The organism is Spiroplasma endosymbiont of Apeira syringaria (assembly GCF_964020205.1).
Classification (GTDB): Bacteria; Bacillota_I; Bacilli_A; order Mycoplasmatales; family VBWQ01; genus Spiroplasma_E; species Spiroplasma_E ixodetis_A.
Map to the genome: position 1 here is coordinate 1,060,993 of NZ_OZ026543.1, position 25,095 is coordinate 1,086,087.

Genomic DNA, 25,095 nt, shown 5'->3' on the forward strand with positions numbered 1-25,095 from the left:
GAATGTTGGTATTCTTATATAGTGCTTAAATAATATACAATCTATGTTTATACAAATAAATTGATTTAGGAGTGAAGAAATATGAACACTTCTTCTAAGACAAGAAAAACTAAAAATCTTGGATTTTTTTTAAGAATTTTTAGTTTAATAATTATTGTTTCTACAATAATAATTTCAGTAGTGTTTAGTGCTAAATATGTTGAAAATAATAGTAAATTAAGTATTGAGTTTGCTGGTGGTTATCAAACACAAGTTCAATATGATGGTAAAGGTAAACAAAAAGATGTTATTAATTTATTAAAAGACAGAGTTGACCCTTTAGGTACTAGTAACGTTGACATTGAAAGCATTACTAGCAGTAATAATAATAAGTATAATTTAGCGTTGAGTAAAGATGCGGGAGTTGATATTTATACTTTTGTTCATAGTGTATCACGACGTGGTTATTCTTATATTGTTGATAAAGATGGTAATGACTTATTAGCAACCGAAAAGAAAGATGACAAAGATACTACTTGAACAAAAAGAGATAAAAGATTATTAACTAGTGATGTGTTTTCTGCTATTAAAGCTGTTAATAATTCTGTTACTCATCGCCCAGAACTTGTTTTTGATGTTAAAAATGATTCAGTTTTAAAAGAACTTACTTCTGCCAAAGAAAATACATTTTACATTTATTCAGATATTGGTCAGTTATTAGATTATATTCGAAGTAGTATGGAGAGTATTCGCTCCCTTGCTTTTATAATTGATAATCTTAAAAATGATACTGATGGTAAGATTAAAGCATCATTAACATCATTATTAGATAATAATACACCAGGTCTTGGTAAAGGTACTGATATTTTAGCTAGAGCTAAAGCACAAGACCCTACTTTAGCACGACTATTAAATCCTAATCAAAATGGTCAATTTGGTATTAATTGAATTTATTCTGATAATTTAGGTTCAGTTCATAGTCTTTCTGTTGATACTAATGATGAAAAAAATACATATGATCCTGCTAATCGCTTTGATCCTTTTGCTTCCCCTATTGTTGGTTCACCTATGAATGCATGATTGCCTTATATTAAAGATTTATTACGTTTACCAGATGTTTCAGATATTTTACATGAAGATGTTATTGATTATCGTTATATTCCATATTGAGTTGGTGAAGTTAAAGTAACTAACAATAGTATTTCAATTAATTCAGATACTTTTAATCTTGAAACAGTTGAACAAATGAAAAGTGTTTTAACATCAGGATTGTCAAAAAATAATTTTACTATGTTATCTTATGCTAATGTTAGTCCAACGCTAGGTGCAACATCTTTAAAAATTTCAGTTGTTATTATTATATTAGTTACCTTTGTTCTTATGACTATTGTTCTGTTTTATTATCGTATGTTAGGAGTTATTGTTCTAATTATAATATCATTATTTTTATTATTTACTATTGTTAGTTTTGTTTTCATTAATGGCATAATTGCTCCTGAAAGCGTAATTGCTTTAATTATTGGTTTTGCACTATTATTAGATACGATTATTAATTTGTTGGAACGTTTTAAAAATGAATATATGCAAGGTAAAACTTTGATTAGTGCTTTTAAATCAGCAAATAAGAAAACATTATCTTCTTCATTAGATTGTAGCGCTATTATTTTAATTGTTAATTTAACTATTTTCTGATTTGGAACTCGTGCTATCAAAGGTTTTATTATTATGACTTCTATTGCTACTTTTGGTGTAATTATTTTTGGAATTATCTTATTAAGATTAATGTTATGAACATTATTACGAAATAACTGGTTAGAAAATAAACCTCAACTTTTAGGAACTAATAATATTAGTAGAAAAAGCACTATAGTTTTAAATAATTCAATAGATACAAATAATATTAAAACTGATGATAAAAAAATAAAAAAACAATTAATTTCAAAAAAATGTCAGCTTAAAATTAGTTATAAAAATAAAGTTAAAGCATTAATTAAAAAATTTAAAGTTGATAAGCAGCAATTAAAAAAAGAACATAGTAAATCAAGATCAGTTTATAAGTCAAAAGTAAAAGATTTAAAATTAAATCTTTCACAAGAAATTAATAAACTGAAACAAGAATTAATTAATGCATTAAAACCGTTAAAAATTCAAATAGTTAAAGTTAAAACTGATCATAAAAAAATAAAAAAACAATTAATTTCAGAAAAATGTCAGCTTAAAATTAATTATAAAAATAAAGTTAAAGCATTAATTAAAAAATTTAAAGTTGATAAGCAGCAATTAAAAAAAGAACATAGTAAATCAAGATCAGTTTATAAGTCAAAAGTAAAAGATTTAAAATTAAATCTTTCACAAGAAATTAATAAACTGAAACAAGAATTAATTAATGCATTAAAACCGTTAAAAATTCAAATAGTTAAAGCAAAAGACAAAAAAATATTAGTTAATTTTAAAAATTTTTTTTCAAAACTTAAAATAAGTAACTGAAATTATTTTCATAAATTAACAAAATGAATTCTTTCAGGTTCTGCTGTTATTGTTCTTGCTTCAGGTATTACTTATGGTGTAATTGGTTCTAATTTTGGTTCTGGTTTTGATCAACGAACTGATTTTGTTGGAATGGGTACAATTACTCAAGATCCAAGTGATCCTAGTTACAATATTATTAAAGAAGCAGAATTAGCAAAAGATTTTATTAATAAAGAAATTCAAAATAATAGTCAATTTAGTAAATATTTTAAAAATATTAATTTTTCCTTAATTGCTGGTGGTGAAGGAAAACCATATCAGTTTAAGATTATTGTTCAAACAACAGTAAATTCTCAAAGTATGCAGCAAAGGTTTAAGAATTTTTTAGGAGATATTACTAGAAATTGAAAACAAGAATCTATTTTACAATGAGGAGAAATTGATCTAGTTGTTGCTAAGTCAGGTGTAGATTTATTAGTTAATATGATTATTTCAATTGCTTTATCTTTTATTGTTATTTTAATTTATATTATTATTAGATTTCAATTGACTTATGTTATTCCTTTAATTTTAGCTATTATTTTTAGTTTACTAATGACACTTGCTATTATTAGTATTTTCCAAATTGTAATTTCTACTTCAATTGTTGGAATATTATTGGGAGTAATGATTTTAACAATAATTAGTATTATGTCAATTTTTGATAATATTCGTGAAATTAAGATTAATAATAATCAAACACAAGTTATTAGCACAGAAGAAATAATTCAAATTTCAAATAAAAGTGTTCAAAAGGCTTTACCAAGAACATTAGTTATTAATGGTGTAGTATTAATAACATCAGTAATTGTTATGTTTATTATTCCTAGTTTCTGAATAGTTAGTTTATCATTATTAATAGGTTGTATAGTAAGTTTAGTATCATCTTACTTTATTGCTCCTTTTATTTGAACTTATTTTGAGAAATGAAGAGTTTATAGATATAAAAAACGTATTAATAAAATTAAAAAACATTTCATTGGTGCAGATGAATATGTTATTAAAGGTATTAATGAATAGGTGGTTGCAATGACAAAAGAATCATTAAAAAAAATTATTATTAATATTCCTGATTTTCCAATTAAAGGTATCCAATTTAAAGATATTAACCCAATATTAAGTAATCCAGAAGCATTTCAAAGTGTTGTTAATATTTTTGTAGATTTTATTAAAAAATGTGGAGCAACAGCAATTTTAGCACCTGAAGCAAGAGGATTTATTTTTGGTGCTGCTATAGCATATAAGTTGGGTATTAAATTAGTTCTTGCACGTAAAAAAGGTAAATTACCAGGTAAAACCTATAAAGTAACTTATGATTTAGAGTACGGTACTGCTATATTAGAAATGCAGCAACATAATCTACTTTCAACAAAAGATAAAGTAGTAATAATTGATGATTTGATTGCAACTTCAGGGACAATTAATGCTTGTCTTAATTTAATAAAGCAAAGTAACGCTCAATCAGTTGGTATTGCTGCTTTAATTTCGCTTTCTGAATTTGCTAATAAACATCATTTTGATAATATTCCGCTGTTAGAAATAATTAAGTTTTAATAAGTAGTAAATAATGAATAATTTAACTTGTAAAGATTTTAATCAATTATTAGCGGAAGCAAAAACATTTATCAAAGATCCTAAGCAAATTACAAAAATTAAAGTAGCTTATGAATATGCATTATTAAAACATAAAGATCAATATCGAAAGAATGGTGATCATTATGTTTATCATGTTTTATCAACAGCATACAATTTAGTATTATGGCATTTAGATGTCTCTTCAATACAAGCAGGATTTTTACATGATATTTTAGAAGATACACCAACAACTTTTGATGAGTTAGTAGCAGAATTTGGTTTGGAAGTTGCTAATTTAGTTTTAGCTGTAACTAAAGTTAGCCATTTTGCAAAAGAAAAAAGAAATGAAATTAAAGCTAATTATTTACGTAAATTATATTTAAGTTTAGCTCATGATATTCGTGTCATTATTATTAAAATGGCAGATCGTTTACATAATATTAGAACTATTAATTTTTTAAATCCTGAAAAACAAATAATTATTGCTAAAGAAACTTTAGAAGTTTATGCTTCTATTGCTCATCGTCTAGGTATGCGTAAATTACAATCAGAACTAGAAGATCGTTCTTTTGCAGTATTACATCCTAAAGAGTATAAAAAAATTGATAACCTTATTAATTTAGATCGTGAAAAACGTGAAAAATTAGTTAATGAAATTATTAAAGAATTAAGTAAAACATTATCACAAAATAAAAATTTAATTTTTAAAATTTATGGTCGTAGTAAACACTTATATTCTATTTATCGTAAAATGTATTATTTTGGAAAAGATTTTGATGATATACATGATATTTTAGCAATTAGAGTTGTTACTAATTCTATTGATAGTTGTTATGCCATTTTGGGTTATATTCATCAAAGTTTTACTCCTGTTCCGGGTAGATTTAAAGATTATATTGCAACACCAAAAAATAATATGTATCAATCATTACATACATCTGTTGTTTTTGATAATGAAATTTATGAATTACAAATTAGAACTGAAGAAATGGAAGATTTTGCTGAAGCAGGTGCAGCTTCGCATTGAAGATATAAAGAAGGAGAAAATAAAAATCCTAAGAAACGTCAAGCAGAAATTGATGAAAAATTAAATATTTTTCAAGAAATATTAAATTTAAATGACTTAAATCCAAATGTTGATGAAAACATATTAGCAGATAATATTGCCAAAGATAATAATTTAGAAAAAGAAATTCGACAAGATATTTTTAGTGATTTAATTTATGTATTAACTCCAAATGGTAATGTTATAACATTACCATTTGGTTCAACTGTTTTAGATTTTGCTTTTAAAGTTCATACTGAAATTGGTGAAACAACAGTGGGTGCAAGAATAAATGGTATTTATTCTCCTATTAATACTGTTTTAAAATCAGGGGATATTGTTGAAATTAAAACTGCTAAAACTGCACGTCCTTCTCGTGATTGATTAAATATTGTTAAGACCAATTTTGCTCAACATAAAATAAAAAAATATTTAAATAATCAGCAAGAAAAATTTAATCAAGAAAATAAAATTAAAGATACAGAAAACAAAGAGAAAATAAAAAAAACAAAGGAAAAAATAGACGAATATATTATTGAAAATCACATTCGTTGAAAAATTGCAAAACGTAATGTTATTATGTCAAGAATTAGATCATTAAAATATAAAACGTATGAAGATTTTTGCTTAGATGTTGCTAATGGAACTTATACAATTGAACAGGCGGTTACTACTATTTTATATAGTGATTCAGCAACATTTCAAGAATTAAAAACTAAACAACAAACAACAATGAATTTAAGTAGTAATAATGAAATTATTATTGAAAATGCCCCCAATACTAAAACATCATTGGCTCATTGTTGCTTACCTATTCCTGATGAACCAATTGCGGGTTATATTACTAAAGGGCAAGGTATTAAAGTTCATCGTTTAATTTGTCCTAATGTTAGTTTGCCAGAGCGGAAAGAACGTATTATTGATACTAAGTGAAATTTATTAGCAACCAGTCATCATCTTTATAATTCAAAAATTCAAATTCAATATTTAGATCGACCAGCATTGATGACTGATGTTTTAAATATTTTGGGCTATTTAAAGGCACAAATTCAAAGTATTGATGCTAATAATAAACTTAAGGAAAATCATGGAAGTTTAAAAATTTTAATTAAAGTTTCTAATATTGAACGTTTACATCAAATTATTTCATCAATTAAAAAAATTCCTGATATTATTGCAATAAACAGAATAATTATGTAATATTTTAGTATAATATTTTCAGCATTTAAAAGTAAATTTAGGGTAAACATTAAGAGACGGTGTGGTTGGTGCAAACACTGGTTAACTAATTTTATGACATTAAATAGCTTGTATTATTAATTTACGGACTTCTCCCCACATGTACTTGTGGAGGGAATAATGAAACTGAATGAATTCAACAATGCTTTTCAAACTGAACAGCAATGTCTTGCATATATAGCAAATTTGAAAGAAAACAAATGTATTAGGTGTTTTAGTTTTAATTTGAATACTTCTGATTTAAAAAGAATGAGATGTTTAAAATGTAATCAAACATTTAGCATTCTCACAGGCACCATATTTTCAAGGTCACAAACATCTTTAACATCTTGGTTTTATCTTATCTTTAGATGAATAAACACCAAACATGGAATTCCATCAACAGATATTGCAAAAGAATTGGGAGTGACTTTGAAAACTGCTTGAAGAATGACTCATAAAATCAGAACACGTATTGCAAAACAAAAACCTCAATTTATTGTTGAAGGTACAGTGCAAATTGATGAAATGTATCTTTCACATATGGGTTTTAAAAAACAAGGAAGATCCTTGGTGAATAAAACCTTGATTGTTGGCATTTATCAAAAAACAACCAATAATTTAATTGTGAAAGTATTGAAAAACGCAAAGAGTAAAAATCTTTTGCAGTTTGCAAAAAACCACATTTCTTCAAAATGTCTTGTATATACTGATTCTTGAAAAGGATATTGCGATTTTAAATCAGTTTTCACTAAGCATGAAACAGTTAACCATCAAGATGGCTATGTTTCAAAAATTGGTGTAAATACCAACCAAATTGAATCAGTTTGAAAACATATAAGAAGAACATTTAAAACACATATCAAAGTTGCAAAACATCATGTTCATTTATATGCTAAAGAAGCTGCATATAAATTCAACAAGATACCTAGTTTTGAAACTGTAATTCTATGTTTGATTTAAAAATGTGGGGAGAAGTCCGTAGATAGGCTTTTCTCAGCATTTATGTGATAAAATTAAAATAGTACATAAAGGGAGAAAAGCCTTAATTAATTAAATATGATAAATTATAATTAAGTGCATTTATTTTGTAAATGAATTAGGATGGTACCGCGTTAAGAAACGTTCCTAAAATAAAGGAACGTTTTTTTAGAAGATTTATTTTTTATTAAAAGGAGTAAAAAAAAGTATGCAATTTCAAAAGCCAAGAGGAACACGTGATATGTATAATGAAGAGGTTATTATATATCGTAATATTATTAAATCTTTAACACAGTGTGCAATTAAATATAATTATCAAGAATTTATTACTCCTATTTTTGAAAATGCTCAACTATTTTTACGAGCTGTGGGAGATACAACTGATATTATTCAGAAAGAAATTTATCAATTTAATGATAAAAATGATAGATTATTAGCTCTTCGTCCTGAAGGAACAGCAGGTATTGTTCGTGCTATAATTGAAAATAAATTATATAAATCTAAGCAAACGTTAAAGTATTTTTATTATGGTTCGATGTTTCGATATGAAAGACCTCAAAAAGGGCGTCAACGTCAATTTAATCAATTTGGTATCGAAACTGTTGGTGTTAAACATCCTTTAGTTGATGTTGAAGTAATGATGATGGCCTTAGAAATGATAAAAAGTTTTTCAATACCAAATTTAACTTTAAATATTAATTATTTTGGATCTAATGAAACAAAAAATAAATATCAAATAGCACTTAAAGAACAATTATTAAATCAAAGTAAGCAATTGTGTGAAAATTGTCAAATTAGAGTTAATGTATCACCACTAAGAGTTCTTGATTGTAAAATTTGTACTAAATTAAATTTAGAAATACCATATTTAAATGATTTTTTAACTAATGAAGAAAAAACATATTTTACAACTATTATTAATAGTTTAAAAAATAATAAAGTTAATTTTATTATTGATGAGCATTTAGTTCGTGGTTTAGATTATTATAATGGTATTATTTTTGAAATAACTACTATTGATTCACGAATTGGTGAAAGTCAAAATACTTTACTTGGTGGTGGTAGATATGATAATTTATTTAATGAATTGGGCTCACCATTAAAAATTCCTGCTATTGGTTTTGCAATTGGTATTGAAAGATTAATGTTATTATTGGTAGAAAATAAAAATATTAATAAACCACCAATTATTGATTTACAAATTATTGCTTTAAGCGAATTAGGATTAATAATGGCTTCCGATTTATTATTACAATTACGTAAAGAAAATTATCATATTGATATGGAATATAATTTATATCAAGATAAAAATAAGTCACAGATTATTGATCGTAGTTTAGCCAAAAATATACTATTTTTAAAAGAAAAAAATCAGGTTAGTTTTTATTATTTTGTTAAAAAAGAAATGATAAAATTAATTTTTGATACTGAACAGCAATTGCTTAGTAAGGTTAAAAATCTATTATTAGAGGAGAATGAAGAATATGGAAAAACTCTTTAGAACTCATACATGTGGTAATTTAACGCAGGGTGATATTACAAAAGAAATTATTATTAGTGGTTGAGTTAAAGATATTCGTATTAATAAATTTGGTATTTTTATTGATTTACGTGATATGTACGGAACAACACAAGTCATTGTTAAACCAGATAACGGATATTATCAAGAAATAAAAAATGTTAAAGTTGAATCTGTTTTAAAAGTAATTGGAACAGTTGTCTTACGAAAAAATAAAGATGCAAAAACTGCTAATGATATGATTGAAGTAGTAGCAAAAGATATTGAAATATTAAGCAATTCTATTAATTTACCATTTGTTATTAAAAATGATAATACGCTTGCTAGTGAAGAATTACGTTTACAATATCGCTATTTAGATTTAAGAAGACCAGCAATGAATTATAATATTAAATTTAAACACCAAGTTCTTAGTTGTTTACGAACATTTTTGAATCAAAATAATTTTTTAGAAATTGATACTCCTTGCTTAACAAAATCAACACCAGAAGGTGCTCGTGATTTTTTAGTTCCTGCTCGTATTCAAAAAAAACATTTTTATGCTTTACCACAATCACCACAAATTTATAAGCAATTATTAATGATATCAGGTATTGACAAATATTATCAAATCGCTAAATGTTTTCGTGATGAAGATTTTCGTGCTGATAGACAACCCGAATTTCAACAATTAGACTTAGAAATGGCATTTACTACTAGTAAAGAAATTAAATTAATAGTAGAAAATATGCTAATAAGTCTTTTTAATACTTTAAAAATTGGTAATATTCCTTCAACATTTTCATCAATTACCTATGATCAAGCAATGGATTTATATGGTAGTGATAAAACCGATTTACGTTGTACATGTAAGTTAATAAATATTAATATTAACAATAATAGTGATGGATTTATTTATAAGGGTTTTATAGTTAATGATAAAATGAACGAAACAACTATAAAAAAATTAACAGAAATTAGCAATCAGCATGGAGGAAAAACATTAATAATTTATGACTTAATTAAGAAAAAAATTATTCATAATAATTCTAAAGTAAAGTTTGATGATTTAGTTTTATCAGAAGAAATATCAAAAATAAAATATAATAATAATTTTTTAATTTTCGTATATGAACAACAAGATATTGCTAATAAAGTTATGGGTGCTATTAGAAGTTTTTATATTAATGATTTGTCAAAACGAATTAATCATAAAGATTTTATGAATAATATTGAAAACTTTGAATTTATTTGAATTATTGATTGACCAATGTTTGAACAGGAAGAAAATAAATGACAAGCTTGTCATCATCCTTTTACAAGTCCAAAAAATCCTGAAAAATTATTAGATATAAAAAATAAAGATTTAGGAACTTTAACTGCAGATGCTTATGATTTGGTTTTAAATGGTTTTGAAATTGCTGGTGGGAGCATTAGAATTCATGATTATAAATTACAGAAAAAGATTTTTGAATTATTAGATTTAAGTAAAACAGAAATTGAAAATAAATTTGGTTTTTTCTTATCAGCTTTTAATTACGGAGTTCCTCCACATGGTGGTATTGCTTTTGGCATTGATCGTTTATTAATGCTTTTAATTAAGAATGAATCAATTCGTGATACTATTGCTTTTCCTAAAAATAATCGTGGTATTTGTTTATTAACAAATAGTCCTAGTGAAATTTCATCTGATCAGTTATCAATATTAAATTTGGAATTTAAGAAGTAAAATTTTAATTTTAAAGTGATTAGAAGTTTAATAAAATTAGAAAATATAAATATTAAAAATCTCTAATGAAAAATAATTAAATTATTTTTCATTAGAGATTAATTATGTAATTTAATTGAAATCAATTTTTCAATAATGTTAAATTAATAATTATTAACTTCAATTATATTTTTTTGATATTTGTTAATATTCAAGTTCAATAAATGGTTCACTATCTTTGGTTTTTAGATGTCATATAGCTGGTAAATTTTTTTGAACTAAAGTAAAGACATTATTTGTTGCTAAACATTTATAAAGTGAACCATCATTAGTTTTAGTTTTTCCATCTCCGTTTCATGTAGTAACATATAAAAAATTTGTATTTTTATTAAAAACTAATGATAGTACTCCCCCTTTTATTCCAGACATTGGTTTAAAGTTTGTTTCTCCTGCTAAACATTTGTAAACTTCACCATTACTAGGAGATTGATATGAACCGGTTCAAACTCCTGCATAAATATTATCATCATTGTCAAAAGTTAAAGAAGAAACAGATTTGGAAATGTTTAGTAATCTGTGTAACTTACAAAAATAACTATGTTTAATTAATTCTAGTAAATATAATTAAATGACTAGAAAGAGTGAGTTACACAGATTACTAAACATTTCCCATATTTCACCAGGTATTATTAAATTTATTTTTGGAATTATAATTTTTTTATTATTATTTTTTATTTCTGCTTGTTGTTGAGTTTCTGTTAACTGTGTTTCTAATTCTGTAATTTTATTTGCAAGATTTGTAATTATTTTTCTTTTATCTAATGCATCTCTTTCCGATTTTGCATAGAAATCACTTATTTCTTTTAAATCATCAAGAGTTTCTTGTAGTTTTTTATTTAATTTTTCAATTTTGGTTTTATATTTATTATTAGTTAGACTTTCTTTTTCTAATATTTTCTTTTTATTATTTATCATTTTTTAATAAGTACCTCTTTCTTTAAATTAATATAAATATTAATTTTTAATATTAAGATTTACCAAAAATTTGATTTTTTATTATGGATGGGTTACACTTTATTGGACACTAATTACATAGACAAGTGAACAAAGAAAGGAACTATAATTATGGCCAATATTAACTCATATACAGATGAATTTAAAAAACAAATAGTAGCTTTATATCAAAGTGGCAAATCAGTATCTTGCCTTGTTAAAGAATATAATGTTACAAGAGCAGCTACTTACAATTGAATTAAGCAATTTACTAATTCAGGTAGTTTTAAAACTAAAGATAATCGTTCTGTTGAAGAAAATGAATTAATTAAAGGCTTTTCTCCCTTTATGTACTATTTTAATTTTATCACATAAATGCTGAGAAAAGCCTATCTACGGACTTCTCCCCACATTTTTAAATCAAACATAGAATTACAGTTTCAAAACTAGGTATCTTGTTGAATTTATATGCAGCTTCTTTAGCATATAAATGAACATGATGTTTTGCAACTTTGATATGTGTTTTAAATGTTCTTCTTATATGTTTTCAAACTGATTCAATTTGGTTGGTATTTACACCAATTTTTGAAACATAGCCATCTTGATGGTTAACTGTTTCATGCTTAGTGAAAACTGATTTAAAATCGCAATATCCTTTTCAAGAATCAGTATATACAAGACATTTTGAAGAAATGTGGTTTTTTGCAAACTGCAAAAGATTTTTACTCTTTGCGTTTTTCAATACTTTCACAATTAAATTATTGGTTGTTTTTTGATAAATGCCAACAATCAAGGTTTTATTCACCAAGGATCTTCCTTGTTTTTTAAAACCCATATGTGAAAGATACATTTCATCAATTTGCACTGTACCTTCAACAATAAATTGAGGTTTTTGTTTTGCAATACGTGTTCTGATTTTATGAGTCATTATTCAAGCAGTTTTCAAAGTCACTCCCAATTCTTTTGCAATATCTGTTGATGGAATTCCATGTTTGGTGTTTATTCATCTAAAGATAAGATAAAACCAAGATGTTAAAGATGTTTGTGACCTTGAAAATATGGTGCCTGTGAGAATGCTAAATGTTTGATTACATTTTAAACATCTCATTCTTTTTAAATCAGAAGTATTCAAATTAAAACTAAAACACCTAATACATTTGTTTTCTTTCAAATTTGCTATATATGCAAGACATTGCTGTTCAGTTTGAAAAGCATTTTTGAATTAATTCAGTTTCATTATTCCCTCCACAAGTACATGTGGGGAGAAGTCCGTAATTAAATTAAGAAAAGAATTAGGCTTTTCTCCCTTTATGTACTATTTTAATTTTATCACATAAATGCTGAGAAAATCCTATCTACGGACTTCTCCCCACATTTTTAAATCAAACATAGAATTACAGTTTCAAAACTAGGTATCTTGTTGAATTTATATGCAGCTTCTTTAGCATATAAATGAACATGATGTTTTGCAACTTTGATATGTGTTTTAAATGTTCTTCTTATATGTTTTCAAACTGATTCAATTTGGTTGGTATTTACACCAATTTTTGAAACATAGCCATCTTGATGGTTAACTGTTTCATGCTTGGTGAAAACTGATTTAAAATCGCAATATCCTTTTCAAGAATCAGTATATACAAGACATTTTGAAGAAATGTGGTTTTTTGCAAACTGCAAAAGATTTTTACTCTTTGCGTTTTTCAATACTTTCACAATTAAATTATTGGTTGTTTTTTGATAAATGCCAACAATCAAGGTTTTATTCACCAAGGATCTTCCTTGTTTTTTAAAACCCATATGTGAAAGATACATTTCATCAATTTGCACTGTACCTTCAACAATAAATTGAGGTTTTTGTTTTGCAATACGTGTTCTGATTTTATGAGTCATTCTTCAAGCAGTTTTCAAAGTCACTCCCAATTCTTTTGCAATATCTGTTGATGGAATTCCATGTTTGGTGTTTATTCATCTAAAGATAAGATAAAACCAAGATGTTAAAGATGTTTGTGACCTTGAAAATATGGTGCCTGTGAGAATGCTAAATGTTTGATTACATTTTAAACATCTCATTCTTTTTAAATCAGAAGTATTCAAATTAAAACTAAAACACCTAATACATTTGTTTTCTTTCAAATTTGCTATATATGCAAGACATTGCTGTTCAGTTTGAAAAGCATTGTTGAATTCATTCAGTTTCATTATTCCCTCCACAAGTACATGTGGGGAGAAGTCCGATTCAAAATAATATTTATGAACAAGCTGTTATTAGTGCTTTTAAAAAAAATAAAGAAGTTTATGGTACTAGAAGATTAAAAGTCATTCTAGAAAACCAAGAAATTTATTTATCAAGACGAAAAATTAAAGAAATTATGAATAAACATAATTTAATATCAAAATACACTAAATTATCATACAAAAATTATCATAATGCTAAATTGTAAAGGTAAGTGCAACTAAATTATTTTTCTATCCAAATATTCTATCGGTGAAAGATAATTTAGTATTTTTCTTGGTCTTTGGTTTAAAGACAATATAAATTTATGAACTTCATTTTTACAAGTTTTTGAAAAATTAAATTTTTTAGGAAATTTTTCTCTAATTAAACCATTAGTATTTTCATTAGTACCTCTTTGTCAAGGTGAATATGGATTTGCAAAATAAATTTTCACATCTAAATTTTTTTCAAGTTGTTGTCAATTTGAAAATTCTTTACCACGATCAAAAGTAATGGTTTTAACAATATTTTTAGGAAGAATTGATAAATAATGGCTAATATTTTTGTTAATAACTTTAGTAGTTCTGTTTTTAACTAATATTGCTAAAGTAAATCGTGATACTCTTTCAACTAAAGTTATTAAACATTTTTTACTTTTGCCTCGTGATGATACTATAGTATCTCCTTCTCAATGACCAAGTGTTATACGATCATTAATATTAAGATCTCTTTCTTTAATTGATTTGCTATTGAATTTGCCACGATTTTCTTGAGATTTGCGTTTTTTGCCTTTTCTTCTTAAATTTTTACTAGTAACTTGATCAAGCAATCCAGAATAAATTCAATTGTAAATTGTTTTAAAACTAATAACTCATTGTTTATGAAAATTTTTAATTCTGCCATAAATTTGTTCAGGTGATCAGCCTAATAATAGTTTTTGTTGCACATATTTTACTAAATCTTTATTTTTAAACTTATGAAAAAAAATATGTGATTGTTTTCTATTTTCAGCTTTATTTTGTGCAATCAATGAAAAATAATTACTATTATCTTGATTTCTATTAATTTCTCGAATAATAGTACTAATATTTCGATTAAGATTTTTAGCTATTTCACTAATTTTAACTTTAAATTTCAATTGATTCTCAATATAAATTCTTTCATCTACGCCAAGATGTTTATAACTCATATAAAAACTCCTTACTTTTTTTATAAAATAAATTTAGCATTATGAAATTTTTATATGAGAATTTTTTTGCAATTTTATTTACTTGCACTTACAAGTATAATTCAGCTAATAAAGTCAATGATAGTCAAATAACCAATCTTGTTAATAGAAACTTTAATAATAGAGTTAAAAATGAAGTTATTGTTAGTGATTTAACTTATGTTCAAGTAAATGGTAAGTGAAACTATATTTGTTTATTAATTGACCTATTTAACCGCGAAATAATTGGACATAGTGTAGGTACTAAAAAAGATGCATCATTAGTATATCAAGCATTTATGCACTCAAATCGCTGTTTAAAAGATATTCAAATATTTCATAGTGATCGCGGTAATGAATTTAATAATAAAATTATTGATAAACTTTTACTAGCATTCAATATTAATCGCTCTTTAAGCAAAAAAGGTTGTCCTTATGATAACGCTGTTGCTGAAGCAACCTTTAAAACTTTCAAAACCGAATTTATTAATGATAAAAATTTTACATCATTAATCCAATTAAAATTAGAATTATTTGATTACATCAATTGATATAACAACATAAGAATTAACGGCACTTTAAACTACTTAACTCCAGTTAATTATCAAAAACAAATGTCTACCAAAAAATAGTCCTAAAAAGGGTTGCCATTCCAATTATTCATTACCACAATTAGACAGTAAATATGCACAATTATTAGGTTGATATGATACTGATGGTAAAAATTTAATTTTACAAAAATTAAACTATGATAATACATCTGATAGTGAAAAATATTCGGTTATTGCAGATGATCACTTAATGAAAATTAATGATCTTTTTAAAAATAAATTGTTAAGAACAGGTGTACCACCTCATAAATATAGGGCATAAAATGCTAATGCAGCACATTTTTAAAAGATTTAGGTTTCAAAACTGGTGATGAAATTGGTGTTTATTCAGATGAAGAATATGCTGAAATTGTTAGTTTAACTGTTAGTATTAAAAATACTTTTCCAGGAGAAATTAAAGAAAAATATACCGAAGATGGTTTTGAATTAGAAGCAGGTAAATGTCAAATTGATATTATCAAAAATAATGAAATTTTAAAATCTTATATTATTAATACAGCCGACAATAAGGATTTAGATGTTAGTGAAGAATTTCGAAAAATTTTACCTGATTTGAAACTTTATAATAATCTGGGATTTAAAAAAGGAAGTTTAGCCTCTGGTTTTAAATTATAATTTTCACCATATAAACAAAAGCAATGAGAAGCTTTAATTGGTTTATTAAATACAAAAGTTTATACATTTTTTTATGATGCCGCTAAAAATGGTAATAAAATTACTAGATTTATTAATGTTCAGAGAGTGTGATTACAAGTAGATTTTGGGAAAGTAAATGCACTAAAAGATTCAAGAATTGGATCATTACCAGTTTTAGATTAAAACTATATTAACACAATTATATTTTACAAAAAGAGCAGTTGACAATGCTCTTTTTGTGTTAATTAATAAATTATTTTATCTAATCTTATTTTAATATTTGAGTTTGTTGAATTAATTTATTTTTTCTTTTATTCATAAATAAAATAATTTGATATTTTATTCGGACTTCTCCCCACATGTACTTGTGGATGGAATAATGAAACTGAATGAATTCAACAATGCTTTTCAAACTGAACAGCAATGTCTTGCATATATAGCAAATTTGAAAGAAAACAAATGTATTAGGTGTTTTAATTTTAATTTGAATACTTCTGATTTAAAAAGAATGAGATGTTTAAAATGTAATCAAACATTTAGCATTCTCACAGGCACCATATTTTCAAGGTCACAAACATCTTTAACATCTTGGTTTTATCTTATCTTTAGATGAATAAACACCAAACATGGAATTCCATCAACAGATATTGCAAAAGAATTGGGAGTGACTTTGAAAACTGCTTGAAGAATGACTCATAAAATCAGAACACGTATTGCAAAACAAAAACCTCAATTTATTGTTGAAGGTACAGTGCAAATTGATGAAATGTATCTTTCACATATGGGTTTTAAAAAACAAGGAAGATCCTTGGTGAATAAAACCTTGATTGTTGGCATTTATCAAAAAACAACCAATAATTTAATTGTGAAAGTCTTGAAAAACGCAAAGAGTAAAAATCTTTTGCAGTTTGCAAAAAACCACATTTCTTCAAAATGTCTTGTATATACTGATTCTTGAAAAGGATATTGCGATTTTAAATCAGTTTTCACCAAGCATGAAACAGTTAACCATCAAGATGGCTATGTTTCAAAAATTGGTGTAAATACCAACCAAATTGAATCAGTTTGAAAACATATAAGAAGAACATTTAAAACACATATCAAAGTTGCAAAACATCATGTTCATTTATATGCTAAAGAAGCTGCATATAAATTCAACAAGATACCTAGTTTTGAAACTGTAATTCTATGTTTGATTTAAAAATGTGGGGAGAAGTCCGTAGATAGGCTTTTCTCAGCATTTATGTGATAAAATTAAAATAGTACATAAAGGGAGAAAAGCCATTTATAATTATCAAATAAGAGGGGGTGTTAAAATGATAAATAATGTTGTATTAGTAGGTAAATTAATGAATGAACCAGAAATAATACCAACCAGAGAACAAATTCCAACAAAATGAACCAAGTTTATAATGGCAGTTGAAAGACCTTTTAAAAATCGTCAAAATCAATTTGAAATTGATTTTATCACTATTAAAACTTGAATAGCTAATACAGAGGAATTAAAAACACTATTAAAAAAGAATGCAATTATTGGTATTAAAGGTAGAATTCAAACATTTGCTAATAAATCTAATGATTTTTACTATACAGAAATTATTGCTGATCGTATTATTTATTTAACTTAAAAATAATTAAAAAATAGTCTTAATTACTCAATAATTAAGACTATTTTTATTTTTACTACTAATAAGTTTATAGTCACTTTATATTTTTTCAAATTAAAACGATATATAGTAAAATAAATTTGTTATAATTTTACTATAATTTATTAGTATAAAAGGTTAGGAGCAAACAAAATGAAAATTGGAATTGTAAGTGATTCAGCTACTGGTTTTACCCTTGAAGATATGAAAAAATATCCTGAAATAATAATTATTCCTTTAAATATTATTGAAGGAGAAAATGCTTATGATGATAATAATATTGATATTGATAGTGAAACAATTCGTAAAAAGATGATTGATGAACACTATATTTTAAAAACTAGTCAAACTAGTCGTGGTAAACTTGAACAATATTGAGATAATGCTTTGAGTAAATATGATCAAATTTTATTTTTACCAATTGCTAATAATGCTTCAGGACAATATGCAAGTTCGCAAGTTTTACAAAAAGAAGAAAAATATAAAAATAAAGTCCATATTTTAGAAACAGGTGCTGCTTCAATACCTTTAAAATTTATGGTTTTAATTGCTTTTACTCTTGTTAAAAATGGAAAAAAAATTCCTGAAATTTTAGAAATTTTAAATAAATTCCGCAAAACTTATGAATCTTATATTGCTCCTAATGATTTAAAATTTTTAGCTCGTGGTGGTAGATTACCAATGAGTAAAGCAAGAATTGGTAATTTTTTACGTTTTAAACCAATTTTAAGATGTAAAGAAACAATTGATAATATTGGTAGAGTTAGAACTTTAAGTAAAGCTATGGAAGAAATGTTAGATATTATTACTAAAATTAAAGATGTTACTAAAGAAACAATATATATTATTGATGGTTGATGTAGAAAAGATATTATTTATGAAGCAATTAAAAAAGTAAAAAATAGAGGATTTACCAAATATAAAGTTGAACCATTATGTAATATTTTAAAAACACATACTGGTAATAATACTATTGGTTTTTCAGTAGTACCTAATCAATGAGTAAAAGAAGTCTAATAAAAAAGTAGTTTTATAAAAGATTGATTAAGTATGCTGTTTTTTTAGAAAAATATATAAAAAAATTTAAATCTAAAAAAGAATGTTAGTAAAGGTTAATTTAGTTTACTAACATTCAGATTTTTTTCAACTTATAAATTATAAAGGGAGCGTGTCGAAGATGTCGATAACAACTCATTTCCCTTAAATAGCTCCTTTCTTTTTTAAACCCTTGAATTAAAAATAAATGACAAAAGACGAGAATAAAAATCTTGTCTTTTTTTGTAATTGTAAAATTTTAAAATTTTTAATAACCGTCTTTAACGCTATTATCAACACGTGTTAGGGAACTAAAAAAGTGAACTACAACACAGTTGTTAAAAATAGTAGCTAGCATGTGGACTTGCATGGATAAATAAAAAGTGGAGTGATACCTAATAAAATATACTAACCAGAAATGGTAATTCTTGGGGTGGGAGCGAATTGGAAACTAGTATATATAGACCTGCTTAGGGAACCTACTATATTAATTCTATTCTTTATTTAACCAACCTTGCCACTCCCCAGTGAGCAAGTGTTGGTTTTATTTTTTATTTTTTTTGAAAAATTTTTTTGGGCGAGAAAATAAATTTCAAACTTGTAAAAAAAATTGAGCGGGGACGGTTCAATTAAAATATTAATTTGTTTAACACAAATTAAATAAATATTGAATCGAATGCCTCAATGTTTTTTAAAATTTCACAATTTATTTTTGAGCCCAGAATTGATGGAATGAATAAAACTAATAATAGTAGTATTAATAATCTAAAAAATCAAAATATATGTTCTTTATGCTAGAAGCAACAGAACATATTAGGAAAGGATTATTATGCAAATAGAATTTAAAAAAGAACAAATTGTTAAAGATAAACCACAATCTATTCTTATTGATTATGGTGAATATAAATTACAATGTCCAAAATGAATGGTTAAAAATAATAGTTTTATTGCTAATGATAAATATACATATTGAGTTTTTAATTTAGAAAATATTAAAAGAGAATTAAGTGGTAATGAATTAATGCTAAATTGTAAAGGTAAGTGCAACTAAATTATTTTTCTATCCAAATATTCTATCGGTGAAAGATAATTTAGTATTTTTCTTGGTCTTTGGTTTAAAGACAATATAAATTTATGAACTTCATTTTTACAAGTTTTTGAAAAATTAAATTTTTTAGGAAATTTTTCTCTAATTAAACCATTAGTATTTTCATTAGTACCTCTTTGTCAAGGTGAATATGGATTTGCAAAATAAATTTTCACATCTAAATTTTTTTCAAGTTGTTGTCAATTTGAAAATTCTTTACCACGATCAAAAGTAATGGTTTTAACAATATTTTTAGGAAGAATTGATAAATAATGGCTAATATTTTTGTTAATAACTTTAGTAGTTCTGTTTTTAACTAATATTGCTAAAGTAAATCGTGATACTCTTTCAACTAAAGTTATTAAACATTTTTTACTTTTGCCTCGTGATGATACTATAGTATCTCCTTCTCAATGACCAAGTGTTATACGATCATTAATATTAAGATCTCTTTCTTTAATTGATTTGCTATTGAATTTGCCACGATTTTCTTGAGATTTGCGTTTTTTGCCTTTTCTTCTTAAATTTTTACTAGTAACTTGATCAAGCAATCCAGAATAAATTCAATTGTAAATTGTTTTAAAACTAATAACTCATTGTTTATGAAAATTTTTAATTCTGCCATAAATTTGTTCAGGTGATCAGCCTAATAATAGTTTTTGTTGCACATATTTTACTAAATCTTTATTTTTAAACTTATGAAAAAAAATATGTGATTGTTTTCTATTTTCAGCTTTATTTTGTGCAATCAATGAAAAATAATTACTATTATCTTGATTTCTATTAATTTCTCGAATAATAGTACTAATATTTCGATTAAGATTTTTAGCTATTTCACTAATTTTAACTTTAAATTTCAATTGATTCTCAATATAAATTCTTTCATCTACGCCAAGATGTTTATAACTCATATAAAAACTCCTTACTTTTTTTATAAAATAAATTTAGCATTATGAAATTTTTATATGAGAATTTTTTTGCAATTTTATTTACTTGCACTTACAAGTATAATTCAGCTAATAAAATTATTAGAACCATATATTAAAGACCAAAAAATAACTGTTAATAAACCAACTGCTCCAAAAGAATATTATCTTAATGATATAAAACTTGAACCATTAACATTTTATGAACAGCATAATAGTTGATTTATGGGTGAAATAACAGATAACAAAACAAACATTACTAATCCTTGTTTTAAATATAACATTACGTGAGAAGAAAATAGAAAAGGCTTTAAAATAAATAATCCATATAAACATGATGATTTACCAATTAATTATATAGTTACTTCTTATAAGGAAATTTCAATTCATAATGAAAAAGTATTTTTGTTGAACATGTAAACAAAATAAATTAGATTATTTATTCTTTAATAATAATGATATAAAAACAAGAAAATATTTTTTAAGAGATAAAAATAGTAAAGCGATTTGTTATGACTGTATTTTAAATATTAGGTTAAGTAGGAGGTATAAATATGGATAAAGAATATTTAACTAAAAGAAGAACGATTTGCATACCAGACAGTGATGATATTGAATTTAAAATAGTACTAATTAAACTGATTGATGATTTAAAAAAAGATAATTTAGTTTGTGGTCATAAAGAATTTATTGAAGAATGTAAATATTGTTGATGTAATTGTGATTTAGAAATTATTAAAACAGTTATTAGAGGTTAATTTAATTAATGCAATATGACTTAATTATTGGAATTTACCCCGCTGGAATTGGTAATAATGGAATTGTTATATATTCAAATGAAACTAATAATATTGTTTTTAATGAAACATTCAATACATTAACTGTTTTATGAACTAAAAATATGTATAAAGAAAAATTTCAATTAATTAAAGAAAAATTTATTGATAAAAAAATATTAGTTATTGTAGAAAATTTCTTTTTAAATTAAAAACAATTACTAACTAATCCATTATCAACGCCTAAAATCATTGGTGCATTAATGGTATTAGTTCAAGATGTTTTCAACTGAGATTATCTAGAAAACCAACCAAAAAATAAAAATAAAATAACAAATTATAAAGGAAATATAAAATTAACAAAACATGAACAAGATGCTTATAAGCATATTCAATATTATTTAAAAAATCATAAAAAAATATTAATTTTTGATAATTATTTAAGGAAACGGACTTCTCCCCACATGTACTTGTGGAGGGAATAATGAAACTGAATGAATTCAACAATGCTTTTCAAACTGAACAGCAATGTCTTGCATATATAGCAAATTTGAAAGAAAACAAATGTATTAGGTGTTTTAGTTTTAATTTGAATAATTCTGATTTAAAAATAATGAGATGTTTAAAATGTAATCAAACATTTAGCATTCTCACAGGCACCATATTTTCAAGGTCACAAACATCTTTAACATCTTGGTTTTATCTTATCTTTAGATGAATAAACACCAAACATGGAATTCCATCAACAGATATTGCAAAAGAATTAGGAGTGACTTTGAAAACTGCTTGAAGAATGACTCATAAAATCAGAACACGTATTGCAAAACAAAAACCTCAATTTATTGTTGAAGGTACAGTGCAAATTGATGAAATGTATCTTTCACATATGGGTTTTAAAAAACAAGGAAGATCCTTGGTGAATAAAACCTTGATTGTTGGCATTTATCAAAAAACAACCAATAATTTAATTGTGAAAGTATTGAAAAACGCAAAGAGTAAAAATATTTTGCAGTTTGCAAAAAACCACATTTCTTCAAAATGTCTTGTATATACTGATTCTTGAAAAGGATATTGCGATTTTAAATCAGTTTTCACTAAGCATGAAACAGTTAACCATCAAGATGGCTATGTTTCAAAAATTGGTGTAAATACCAACCAAATTGAATCAGTTTGAAAACATATAAGAAGAACATTTAAAACACATATCAAAGTTGCAAAACATCATGTTCATTTATATGCTAAAGAGGCTGCATATAAATTCAACAAGATACCTAGTTTTGAAACTGTAATTCTATGTTTGATTTAAAAATGTGGGGAGAAGTCCGTAGATAGGCTTTTCTCAGCATTTATGTGATAAAATTAAAATAGTACATAAAGGGAGAAAAGCCTAAGGAAATTATAAACATGAAAGATAAAGCAAATTATGTCAAATTAACAGTAAAACTAAGTAATACTATTGAAGCAAAATATTACGAAAAAGGTAATAAAGAATTATATTATAGTGTTAGAGGTCAATGAAATGGATTAAACTATGTTACTTTAATTTTTAACAACCCAAAATTTTATAGACGCTTTATTTTATTAAACAAAAACGATGAAATTATAGTAACTGGTCGAGGCTTTTTAATAATCTGTGTATCTTTGTTTTACAAAGTTACTAATTTAGATTAATTCTGTCTTCAAATTTTATCATAAAATGAGCAATTGCTGTATTTCAATTTTGAATAGGCAATGTTCATTTTTTTGTTATATTTTCAATTGCCAAGTAAAATATTTTGAAAACTGCCATATCATTAGGAAAAACTTTTTTTATTTCTGATGATTTTTCGTAATTGACTATTAACAGATTCAATAGCATTTGTAGTATAAATCACTCTTTTGATTTCTACTGGATAACTAATAAAAACCATTAAATTATCTCAATTTTTATATCAAGATTTAGTAATTTGAGGATATTGTTTATTTCATTTACTTTCAAACGATTCTAAAGCTTGCATTGCTTGTTCTTCACTACATGCACTATAAATTGGTTTTAAATCTGCAACTAGACCTTTTCGATGTTTGTATGAAACATATTTTAAACTATGGAATGGCAACCCTTTTTAGGACTATTTTTTGGTAGACATTTGTTTTTGATAATTAACTGGAGTTAAGTAGTTTAAAGTGCCGTGAATTCTTATGTTGTTATATCAATTGATGTAATCAAATAATTCGAATTTTAATTGGATTAATGATGTAAAATTTTTATCATTAATAAATTCGGTTTTGAAAGTTTTAAAGGTTGCTTCAGCAACAGCGTTATCATAAGGACAACCTTTTTTGCTTAAAGAGCGATTAATATTGAATGCTAGTAAAAGTTTATCAATAATTTTATTATTAAATTCATTACCGCGATCACTATGAAATATTTGAATATCTTTTAAACAGCGATTTGAGTGCATAAATGCTTGATATACTAATGATGCATCTTTTTTAGTACCTACACTATGTCCAATTATTTCGCGGTTAAATAGGTCAATTAATAAACAAATATAGTTTCACTTACCATTTACTTGAACATAAGTTAAATCACTAACAATAACTTCATTTTTAACTCTATTATTAAAGTTTCTATTAACAAGATTGGTTATTTGACTATCATTGACTTTATTATGATAATTTTTGAATGATAATTTAGTGTATTTTGATATTAAATTATGTTTATTCATAATTTCTTTAATTTTTCGTCTTGATAAATAAATTTCTTGGTTTTCTAGAATGACTTTTAATCTTCTAGTACCATAAACTTCTTTATTTTTTTTAAAAGCACTAATAACAGCTTGTTCATAAATATTATTTTGAATTTTATTTTTTTTCTTTAAATTAAAATAATATGTTGATTTAGAGAGTTTTAAAAAATGACACATTGTGCGAATTTTATATTTAGATTTATTATTTGCAATAATCTCTACTTTCTGCCTATTATTAGTGCTGCTTGCTTTAAAATATCATTTTCCATTCTTAATTGTTTTAATTCTTTTCTTAATTTAATTAATTCATTTTCTTCAACAGAACGATTATCTTTAGTTTTAAAACTACCTGAATTAGTAAATTGCTTAATTCAATTGTAAGTAGCTGCTCTTGTAACATTATATTCTTTAACAAGGCAAGATACTGATTTGCCACTTTGATATAAAGCTACTATTTGTTTTTTAAATTCATCGGTATATGAGTTAATATTGGCCATAATTATAGTTCCTTTCTTTGTTCACTTGTCTATGTAATTAGTGTCCAATAAAGTGTAACCCATCCAAAGTGGATCATTTATACTACTAATTTTTTTTACAAATCTGGAATTTGTAAATGTTTTAACTTCTTCTCATAAAAGTTCTTTTAATTGAAATAAAGAAATTGCAAAATCTAAAAAAATAATAAAATTATTTACATTTTTATTATTTGTTAATAATAATTC

26 protein-coding genes and 1 pseudogene are annotated in these 25,095 nt (G+C 24.9%); 19 read left to right on the forward strand and 8 right to left on the reverse strand.

Translation table 4 applies throughout. From position 1 onward, the window contains the following. Positions 1-81 precede the first annotated feature (81 nt). The 6 genes from secDF to aspS all read left to right on the forward strand — a co-directional run bounded on the left by secDF (position 82) and on the right by aspS (position 10,533). On the forward strand, positions 82-3,507 hold the full coding sequence (secDF, locus tag AACL02_RS06555; RefSeq protein ID WP_339040288.1) for a protein translocase subunit SecDF: 3,426 nt from the start codon (positions 82-84) through the stop codon (positions 3,505-3,507). A 9-nt stretch (positions 3,508-3,516) separates the two neighbouring features. Continuing rightward, the gene (locus AACL02_RS06560; protein WP_339040290.1) at positions 3,517-4,041 is read left to right on the forward strand and encodes an adenine phosphoribosyltransferase; all 525 of its coding nucleotides are present in this window, start codon (positions 3,517-3,519) and stop codon (positions 4,039-4,041) included. 13 nt (positions 4,042-4,054) lie between these two features. Next, the gene (locus tag AACL02_RS06565) at positions 4,055-6,307 is read left to right on the forward strand and encodes a RelA/SpoT family protein (protein ID WP_339040292.1); all 2,253 of its coding nucleotides are present in this window, start codon (positions 4,055-4,057) and stop codon (positions 6,305-6,307) included. A 468-nt stretch (positions 6,308-6,775) separates the two neighbouring features. Further along, entirely contained in the window at positions 6,776-7,288 is a 513-nt protein-coding gene (locus tag AACL02_RS06570) for an IS1595 family transposase (protein WP_281749673.1), read from the forward strand. 226 nt (positions 7,289-7,514) lie between these two features. Beyond that, a complete protein-coding gene (hisS, locus tag AACL02_RS06575) occupies positions 7,515-8,807 on the forward strand; it encodes a histidine--tRNA ligase (RefSeq protein ID WP_339040294.1) in 1,293 nt (430 codons plus the stop codon). Next, the gene (gene aspS, locus AACL02_RS06580; RefSeq protein ID WP_339040296.1) at positions 8,791-10,533 is read left to right on the forward strand and encodes an aspartate--tRNA ligase; all 1,743 of its coding nucleotides are present in this window, start codon (positions 8,791-8,793) and stop codon (positions 10,531-10,533) included. Before hisS ends, aspS begins: the two co-directional genes overlap by 17 nt. Positions 10,534-11,136: 603 nt before the next feature. Here aspS and AACL02_RS06585 read toward each other — a convergent pair. Beyond that, positions 11,137-11,487, reverse strand: coding sequence for a hypothetical protein (locus AACL02_RS06585; RefSeq protein WP_339040298.1), 351 nt, complete (start codon positions 11,485-11,487; stop codon positions 11,137-11,139). Positions 11,488-11,637: 150 nt separating this feature from the next. Here AACL02_RS06585 and AACL02_RS06590 point away from each other — a divergent pair, with 150 nt between their 5' ends. Next, positions 11,638-11,880, forward strand: coding sequence for a transposase (locus tag AACL02_RS06590; protein WP_339040300.1), 243 nt, complete (start codon positions 11,638-11,640; stop codon positions 11,878-11,880). A gap of 40 nt (positions 11,881-11,920) precedes the next feature. Here AACL02_RS06590 and AACL02_RS06595 read toward each other — a convergent pair whose 3' ends face one another. Together AACL02_RS06595 and AACL02_RS06600 are read right to left on the reverse strand one after the other, a co-directional pair. Beyond that, a complete protein-coding gene (locus AACL02_RS06595; protein ID WP_339040302.1) occupies positions 11,921-12,676 on the reverse strand; it encodes an IS1595 family transposase in 756 nt (251 codons plus the stop codon). 206 nt (positions 12,677-12,882) lie between these two features. Further along, a complete protein-coding gene (locus AACL02_RS06600) occupies positions 12,883-13,704 on the reverse strand; it encodes an IS1595 family transposase (RefSeq protein ID WP_281748407.1) in 822 nt (273 codons plus the stop codon). Here AACL02_RS06600 and AACL02_RS06605 point away from each other — a divergent pair. After that, entirely contained in the window at positions 13,650-13,946 is a 297-nt protein-coding gene (locus tag AACL02_RS06605; RefSeq protein WP_339040304.1) for an IS3 family transposase, read from the forward strand. The two genes, AACL02_RS06600 and AACL02_RS06605, sit on opposite strands and share 55 nt — an antisense overlap. A gap of 12 nt (positions 13,947-13,958) precedes the next feature. On the opposite strand, the gene AACL02_RS06610 is transcribed toward AACL02_RS06605, so the two are convergent. Continuing rightward, positions 13,959-14,909: an IS30 family transposase gene (locus AACL02_RS06610; RefSeq protein ID WP_339040235.1), complete on the reverse strand. Its 951-nt coding sequence runs from the start codon at positions 14,907-14,909 to the stop codon at positions 13,959-13,961. Between the two features lie 41 nt (positions 14,910-14,950). Between AACL02_RS06610 and AACL02_RS06615 the strand changes: the two genes are divergently transcribed. Beyond that, complete coding sequence (locus tag AACL02_RS06615; RefSeq protein WP_422397806.1) at positions 14,951-15,559, forward strand: IS3 family transposase; 609 nt, start codon at positions 14,951-14,953, stop codon at positions 15,557-15,559. Between the two features lie 926 nt (positions 15,560-16,485). Here AACL02_RS06615 and AACL02_RS06620 read toward each other — a convergent pair. Continuing rightward, positions 16,486-16,608 (reverse strand): hypothetical protein, encoded by a 123-nt coding sequence (locus tag AACL02_RS06620; protein ID WP_339040306.1) that lies wholly within the window; start codon positions 16,606-16,608, stop codon positions 16,486-16,488. Between AACL02_RS06620 and AACL02_RS06625 the strand changes: the two genes are divergently transcribed. From AACL02_RS06625 to AACL02_RS06640, 4 genes are all read left to right on the forward strand, one after another. Beyond that, the gene (locus tag AACL02_RS06625) at positions 16,554-17,375 is read left to right on the forward strand and encodes an IS1595 family transposase (RefSeq protein WP_281747836.1); all 822 of its coding nucleotides are present in this window, start codon (positions 16,554-16,556) and stop codon (positions 17,373-17,375) included. The genes AACL02_RS06620 and AACL02_RS06625 overlap by 55 nt on opposite strands. Before the next feature lie 115 nt (positions 17,376-17,490). Continuing rightward, entirely contained in the window at positions 17,491-17,802 is a 312-nt protein-coding gene (locus AACL02_RS06630; protein WP_338962401.1) for a single-stranded DNA-binding protein, read from the forward strand. Positions 17,803-17,973: 171 nt separating this feature from the next. After that, positions 17,974-18,837 carry a DegV family protein gene (locus AACL02_RS06635; protein WP_339040309.1) on the forward strand — a complete coding sequence of 288 codons (864 nt, stop codon included), beginning with the start codon at positions 17,974-17,976 and terminating at the stop codon, positions 18,835-18,837. An 847-nt stretch (positions 18,838-19,684) separates the two neighbouring features. Continuing rightward, a complete protein-coding gene (locus AACL02_RS06640; RefSeq protein WP_339040311.1) occupies positions 19,685-19,906 on the forward strand; it encodes a hypothetical protein in 222 nt (73 codons plus the stop codon). On the opposite strand, the gene AACL02_RS06645 is transcribed toward AACL02_RS06640, so the two are convergent. Further along, positions 19,903-20,853 (reverse strand): IS30 family transposase, encoded by a 951-nt coding sequence (locus AACL02_RS06645; RefSeq protein WP_339040235.1) that lies wholly within the window; start codon positions 20,851-20,853, stop codon positions 19,903-19,905. The genes AACL02_RS06640 and AACL02_RS06645 overlap by 4 nt on opposite strands. A 66-nt stretch (positions 20,854-20,919) precedes the next feature. Between AACL02_RS06645 and AACL02_RS06650 the strand changes: the two genes are divergently transcribed. From AACL02_RS06650 to AACL02_RS06675, 6 genes are all read left to right on the forward strand, one after another. After that, a complete protein-coding gene (locus AACL02_RS06650) occupies positions 20,920-21,288 on the forward strand; it encodes a hypothetical protein (RefSeq protein WP_339040313.1) in 369 nt (122 codons plus the stop codon). Between the two features lie 134 nt (positions 21,289-21,422). Next, on the forward strand, positions 21,423-21,626 hold the full coding sequence (locus AACL02_RS06655) for a hypothetical protein (protein ID WP_339040315.1): 204 nt from the start codon (positions 21,423-21,425) through the stop codon (positions 21,624-21,626). Between the two features lie 8 nt (positions 21,627-21,634). After that, positions 21,635-21,856: a hypothetical protein gene (locus AACL02_RS06660; protein WP_339040317.1), complete on the forward strand. Its 222-nt coding sequence runs from the start codon at positions 21,635-21,637 to the stop codon at positions 21,854-21,856. A 51-nt stretch (positions 21,857-21,907) separates the two neighbouring features. Next, positions 21,908-22,129, forward strand: a complete 222-nt coding sequence (locus AACL02_RS06665; protein WP_339040319.1) for a hypothetical protein — start codon at positions 21,908-21,910, stop codon at positions 22,127-22,129. Between the two features lie 308 nt (positions 22,130-22,437). Beyond that, positions 22,438-22,950, forward strand: coding sequence for an IS1595 family transposase (locus AACL02_RS06670; protein ID WP_339043657.1), 513 nt, complete (start codon positions 22,438-22,440; stop codon positions 22,948-22,950). 98 nt (positions 22,951-23,048) lie between these two features. Continuing rightward, on the forward strand, positions 23,049-23,315 hold the full coding sequence (locus AACL02_RS06675) for a hypothetical protein (protein WP_339040321.1): 267 nt from the start codon (positions 23,049-23,051) through the stop codon (positions 23,313-23,315). Here the strand turns inward: AACL02_RS06675 and AACL02_RS06685 are convergent. Together AACL02_RS06685 and AACL02_RS06690 are read right to left on the reverse strand one after the other, a co-directional pair. Next, positions 23,302-23,731, reverse strand: a pseudogene (locus tag AACL02_RS06685) (transposase); the annotation flags it as partial. The gene AACL02_RS06675 and the pseudogene AACL02_RS06685 overlap by 14 nt on opposite strands. Before the next feature lie 21 nt (positions 23,732-23,752). After that, a protein-coding gene (locus tag AACL02_RS06690) for an IS3 family transposase (protein ID WP_422397807.1) occupies positions 23,753-24,870 on the reverse strand; the annotation gives its coding sequence in 2 pieces (ribosomal slippage) (positions 23,753-24,600 and positions 24,600-24,870; 1,119 coding nt in all). Between the last annotated feature and the right edge of the window lie 225 nt (positions 24,871-25,095).